The organism is Bradyrhizobium sp., assembly GCF_019244115.1.
GTDB lineage: Bacteria > Pseudomonadota > Alphaproteobacteria > Rhizobiales > Xanthobacteraceae > Bradyrhizobium.
Genome location: NZ_JAFATE010000831.1, coordinates 1 through 4143, shown reverse-complemented (window position 1 = coordinate 4143; position 4143 = coordinate 1). Strand labels below are relative to the sequence as shown.

Below are 4143 nucleotides of genomic sequence, written 5' to 3'. Positions count from 1 at the left end.
GCGCAAGCATCGCGGCGCATCCGATCCCACCGTCAGGCTCTACGCCCGCGACGCCGCGGGCCTGATGATGGAGCTTCGATCTGACCCGGCCGGCTGGAGGCCGAACGATGTCCGCAGCTACTTCCTGGAGCGCGCGAGCAATAGCGGGAGTGGCACGATGGAGAAGATGACGACGAGCCTGCGGGCTTTCCTGCGCTATCTCGCAGTCGCAGGCCGTTGTCAGGCAGGTCTCGACGGCGCCGTTCCGGCCTACGCTCATTGGCAGCTTGCCGACATGCCCCGGTATCTGTCGACCGAGCAGGTCGACCGGCTGATCGCTGCCTGTGACGCGCCGGTGCGCGCCGGCGTGATCGTGCGATCGTTCTTTTGTTGGTGCGCCTCGGCCTACGGGCCGGTGACGTGGCGCAACTGCGTCTCACCGATATCGAGTGGCAAACAGGATCGCTGCGGGTCTGCGGCAAGTCGCGCTACGAGGTCCGGCTGCCGCTTCCGCAAGACGTCGGGGATGCGATCGCCGCCTACCTCGAATGCCGGCCGTCTACCCGCCGGCGCGATCTCTTGTTCCTGCGCACGATCGCGCCGTGCCGGCCATTCCGACGAGGCGACGGCATCTCGTCGGTGGTGAAGCGCATCATGAAGCGGGCCGACATCGTGGCGCCGGTCAAAGGCCCACGCTCTGCGGCACACCGCGGCGACCGAGATGCTGCGCCATGGCGTGCCGCTCGACAAGATCGGCCTCGTCCTTCGGCATCGCGGCATCGACACGACGGCCTATTACGCAAAGGCCGACGTCGCGCTGCTGAAGCAGGTTGCTCAGCCCTGGCCGGAGGCGCTCTGATGCTCGACGCCATCGAGACCTATCTCGCGCTCCGCCGCGCCACGGGCTTCGCGATGTCGACCGCGGAGTACCTGCTGAAGAGCTTTGCCGCCTTCGCGGCCGAGCGCGGACAAACGTACGTGGTGACAAAAACAGCGATCGACTGGGCCGCGCTCGGACCGTCCGTCGCGCAACGCGATGCACGACTCAGAGCCGTCTGTCGCTTCGTACGCCATGTCCGGGTGGAGGACGTCGGGCACGAGCTGCCGCCGGCAAATCATTTCGGCGCCCGCAAGAAGCGTCGCACGCCGCACATCTACACAACAGACGAGATCAGTCGGCTGGTCGAAGCTGCGCTGCGGCTTCGGCCAATGCGCAGCTTGCGCCCGCACACGCAAGCGACCTTGATCGCGCTGCTCTCATCCACCGGGCTCAGGATCTCCGAAGCCCTGAAGCTGACGATCGCGGATGTGACCCGCGACGGTCTGCTGATCCGCGAGACCAAGTTCCGCAAGACACGACTGGTGCCGCTGCACGACACGGCGGTCGCCGGCTTGCAGCGATACCTGGCACGTCGCGGGCCCGGCTCAGACGATGATCCGGTCTTCATCGACAAGCGCGGTCGGCCGCTACGCTACATTGCCGTCAAGGAGACCTTCGACAGGCTGGTCGACAAGGCTAGCATCAGATCGACGTCGGCTCGCCGTCCTCGCCTGCACGATCTACGGCACACGTTTGCGGTGCGCGCGCTGCAAGGCAGCCCTACCGGGCGAGGCCGGTGCGGGGCGCACATGGCGGCACTCGCGACCTACATGGGTCACGTCAACATCTACGCGACCTACTGGTATCTCGAGGCCACGCCCGACCTCTTGCGCGATGTCGCCACGGCCGGCGAAGCGTTCATGTCCGAAGGGAGGTCAGCATGACGCCGATCGCTCCCCTCATCGAGACGTTCCTGCGCGACATACTAGCTTGCTAACGGGGCGCCAGCCGGCACACGAGCGACTCCTATGCCTCGAGCTTCCAGCTGCTGTTCGTGTTCGCCGCCGACCGGCTCAAGGTCAAACCATCGGCGCTGACGCTCGAGCAGATCAATGCCGGGCTCGTCAGCACCTTCCTCGAGCATCTTGAGGACGAGCGCAAAAACGCAGCCGTGACGCGCAACGTTCGCCTGGCGGCGATCAAGTCGTTCTTCCGCTTCCTCGAGTACCGGCAGCCGGCAGCGCTCGAGCAGATCCGCCGTGTACTGGCGATCCCGTTCAAGAAAACTGACACGCGCCTGGTGCCCTACCTTCTGCGCGAAGAGCTCCAAGCCGTGCTCGACGCTCCCGATCCGGCGACACGCGATGGCATCCGCGATCGCGCAATGCTGCACGTGGCGTCTGCGCAGGGCTGCGCGTCTCCGAGCTGACGGGCCTCAACGTCGATGACATCGACCTGCCTTCGATGAGCATCCGCGTGCTCGGCAAGGGACGCCGGGAGCGGACACTGCCGTTGTGGAAGCCGGCGGCCGCTGCACTGCGCGCCTGGCTCGCCATCCGTGGGCAGGTCGCGACACCCGAGGTGTTCGTCAACGCCCGTGGTGAGCCGTTGAGCCGATGGGGCTTTGCCTATCTGCTCAGGCAGCACGCCGCGACTGCGGCTCGCAAGCAGCCCGGTCTCGCCAAGAAACGCGTCTCGCCCCACGTGCTCAGGCACACCTGCGCGATGGTCGTCCTGCAAGCGACCGGGGACATCCGGAAAGTGTCGCTATGGCTGGGCCACGCTACGCTGACGACCACCGAGGTCTACACGCGCGGCGATCCAACCGAGAAGCTCGATGCGATGGAGGCGATCGTGCCGCCCCATCTGCGGCGCGGCGTCTTCCAGCCCACCGACAAGCTGATCGAACTCCTCAGGCGTACCTCGTAATGGAGAGCGGGGTTGGCGGTGATTAGTGCAGGAGCGCGATCAAGTTGCCGCCAGCTCCCCATTACCGGCTTTGCCCATAAGGCAGGAGTTGTAGGCGATGGTCGTATAGGCACAGTCCTCGCAGCGCGCGACATGGCCGCCGAGCTCCGCCGTGCGGCAGCGCTCGATCGCCGACATCACCTTCAACTGCTGGAGGCTCACATGGTGGGCATTGGCTTGACGCCACGCCGGTCCATGGTGGCGGAAGATATCCGCAACCTCCAATCCTGGACGCGCCATCCGCCTTCCGCTTAGGCCGGTGGGCTCGTTCTTCTTGGACGTCAGCGGCGTGAGACGATCCAGCGGGCTCATGACCTCGCGGATGGTGTTGGTGGCAACGCGGGTGTAGAGCGCCGTTGTCTCGAGCTTGGCGTGACCGAGCAGGACCTGAATCACCCTGATATCGATGTTTTGTTCGAGCAGGTGGGTTGCGAAGCTGTGGCGCAAGGTGTGCGGCGTCACCCGCTTGGTAATCTCGGCCATGTCGGCCGCAGCGTGGCAGGCGCGCGTGAGCTGGCGTGTCGTCATCGGGCTGGCCGGCTTCAGTCCCGGAAACAGCCAGCCCTGCGGGCGGCCAATGCGATACCAATCGCGCAGAAGTTCGAGCAGCACCGGAGAAAGCATCGCGTGGCGATCCTTGCGGCCTTTGCCCTGCTCGACGCGCAGCATCATGCGTTCGGAATCGATGTCGGACACCTTCAGCGCGACGACCTCAGCGACGCGCAGCCCCGCGCCGTAAGCGACGCTGAGCGCGGCCTTGTATTTGACGCTCGGCGCCGCCTCCAGAAAGCGCGCCACCTCTTCCGGGCTCAGGACAACCGGAATCTTGCGTGGCTCGTGCATGAACGACAGGTGCTTGGCAAGCTCGGGCCGATCGAGCGTCACATTGAAGAAGAACCGCAGCGCCGAGACCGTGGCGTTGATCTTTGGCGCATGGGCGCCGATCGACGCCAGATGCAACCGGAAGCCCCGCACGTCCTCCGATTGTGCCTGGTCGGGAGAGCGGCCGAGGAACATCGCGAAGTCCTTGACCCTTTGCACGTAGTCATGTTGGGTCTTCGGCGAGAGCCTGCGGATCACCATGTCTTCGATCATGCGCGGGCGCAACGGGCTGATGGCCTGCTTGGTCATTGGGGATGCTCCTGTCTTGAAAGAGGTTGTCGAACCCCTCGATCTCAAGACAGGACGCCCCGTTGCGCTATCCTCTTGCCTCCGTCGCCAGCCCCGGCGTTCTACCGCGCGAGCGGTTTAGTCCCTTGACCGAAAGGCGGCAACGCCATTTTGCTGGAACTCCCCTGCTTCGACGATCAGCAACTGAGATAGCAGTAACGCCGAGACACGCTCGGACTGCTCGCCCCGCCGTACTTGAGGCTACG

General features: G+C 65.1%; 3 protein-coding genes and 4 pseudogenes. 5 read left to right on the top strand and 2 right to left on the bottom strand.

The features are described 5' to 3' along the window. Window positions 1-372: 372 nt before the first annotated feature. The 5 genes and pseudogenes from JOZ76_RS35170 to JOZ76_RS38490 form a co-directional block, all read left to right on the top strand. Window positions 373-594: pseudogene (locus JOZ76_RS35170) on the top strand (tyrosine-type recombinase/integrase); the annotation flags it as partial. Window positions 595-673: 79 nt separating this feature from the next. Beyond that, a pseudogene (locus tag JOZ76_RS35165) lies at window positions 674-838 on the top strand (tyrosine-type recombinase/integrase); the annotation flags it as partial. Continuing rightward, window positions 838-1743, top strand: a complete 906-nt coding sequence (locus JOZ76_RS35160; RefSeq protein ID WP_291705971.1) for a tyrosine-type recombinase/integrase — start codon at window positions 838-840, stop codon at window positions 1741-1743. The pseudogene JOZ76_RS35165 and the gene JOZ76_RS35160, both read left to right, overlap by 1 nt. A 110-nt stretch (window positions 1744-1853) precedes the next feature. Then, entirely contained in the window at window positions 1854-2228 is a 375-nt protein-coding gene (locus tag JOZ76_RS38495; protein WP_366112832.1) for a site-specific integrase, read from the top strand. Window positions 2229-2263: 35 nt separating this feature from the next. Beyond that, on the top strand, window positions 2264-2728 hold the full coding sequence (locus JOZ76_RS38490; protein WP_366112833.1) for a tyrosine-type recombinase/integrase: 465 nt from the start codon (window positions 2264-2266) through the stop codon (window positions 2726-2728). A gap of 81 nt (window positions 2729-2809) precedes the next feature. Here JOZ76_RS38490 and JOZ76_RS38650 read toward each other — a convergent pair. After that, window positions 2810-3007, bottom strand: a pseudogene (locus JOZ76_RS38650) (transposase zinc-binding domain-containing protein); the annotation flags it as partial. 150 nt (window positions 3008-3157) lie between these two features. Further along, window positions 3158-3850, bottom strand: a pseudogene (locus JOZ76_RS38645) (tyrosine-type recombinase/integrase); the annotation flags it as partial. Window positions 3851-4143 lie beyond the last annotated feature (293 nt).

Bases quoted from the DNA above. Each gene is read 5' to 3' on its own strand.
- JOZ76_RS35160 (WP_291705971.1), top strand. From the start codon at position 838: ATGCTCGACGCCATCGAGACCTATCTCGCGCTCCGCCGCGCCACGGGC.
- JOZ76_RS38490 (WP_366112833.1), top strand. From the start codon at position 2,264: ATGAGCATCCGCGTGCTCGGCAAGGGACGCCGGGAGCGGACACTGCCG.